The following is a 1,020-nucleotide window of genomic DNA, read 5'->3' as shown; positions in this document are numbered from 1 at the left end:
GCCCCGCCAGTCGCCGTCGCCCGGCACCGGGGCGTCGACCGTGGCGCGTACCCACGGGTCGAACAGCCCTGGCTGGACGGTGGCCTGGTTGGCGCCGACACCGCGCAGCTCGGGCGGACGGTCGGCCGTGAGCAGCAGCAACGGCACCCCCGCGTGGAACGCCTCCATCGTGGCGGGCAGGAGGTTCGCGACCGCCGTCCCGCTCGTGCACACGACCGCGGCGGGCACGCCCGTCTCGCGTGCGATGCCCAGGGCGGTGAAACCGGCGACGCGTTCATCGATGCGCACGTGCAGCCGCAGCACCCCGTCGTCGGACAGTCGCGCGGCGGCGAGTGCGAGGGCCTGCGAGCGCGACCCCGGCGACAGCACCACGTCGCGCACGCCGTTCGCCACGAGCTCGGCGAACAGGGACGCCGCGGCGTCCGTCGCGGGCGACGACGTCACGGGCGCGGATCCGCGGTGGGCGGCTCGTCGGTCTCCTCGTCCAGGCGGGCGAGCTCCTCCTCCAGACGGCGGATCCGGGCGTCCTGCTCCGCCTTGCTGATGCTGCGCAGGAACGCCGGATCGTCATCCGGGGCGAGCGTGCGCTGCACGCCCTGGTCGTTCGCGCGACGACGGCCGATCACGAACCAGAGGATGCCGCCGATGACCGGGATCAGGACGACGATGGCGATCCAGGCGGCCTTGGGCACACCCCGGTGCCGCGTCGGCGGCTGCACGGCGCAGTCGACGATGCTGAACACCCAGAACACGGCGGCGAGGAAGCCGCCGATGATGAGTAGTCTCGCCACCCTTCCAGTGTAGGCGTGTCCGCGCGGGCGGGGCCCCGGAGAGGCAAAGGCCCCGTTGCTAGACTGCGCGGGTCATGCCGCCTCTCGCGACCACCCGGAGCCCGCGAGCGCGCGCCGAGCGGATCCTGCTCGCCAGGGTCGTCACCGCCGTCGGCCTCGCGCTCCTCCTCGTCGTCGGCGCCTGGTCCACCGCGCACGGCCCCGGCGACAGCCACGCGACCCTGTGCCT

At 74.2% G+C, this 1,020-nt stretch carries 2 protein-coding genes; both read right to left on the bottom strand.

Features of this window, described 5'->3' with window-relative positions; genetic code table 11:
* Positions 1-444: thiamine pyrophosphate-binding protein (locus tag DW299_RS08730; protein ID WP_275090049.1), on the bottom strand; the 444-nt coding region annotated here is incomplete at its 3' end.
* A complete protein-coding gene (locus tag DW299_RS08725) occupies positions 441-791 on the bottom strand; it encodes a PLD nuclease N-terminal domain-containing protein (RefSeq protein WP_136028489.1) in 351 nt (116 codons plus the stop codon). The genes DW299_RS08725 and DW299_RS08730, both read right to left, overlap by 4 nt.
* Between the last annotated feature and the right edge of the window lie 229 nt (positions 792-1,020).

Source organism: Microbacterium sp. K35, assembly GCF_004794375.1.
In the GTDB taxonomy this organism is placed as follows: domain Bacteria; phylum Actinomycetota; class Actinomycetes; order Actinomycetales; family Microbacteriaceae; genus Microbacterium; species Microbacterium sufflavum.
This window is presented reverse-complemented; position numbering and strand designations above follow the sequence as displayed.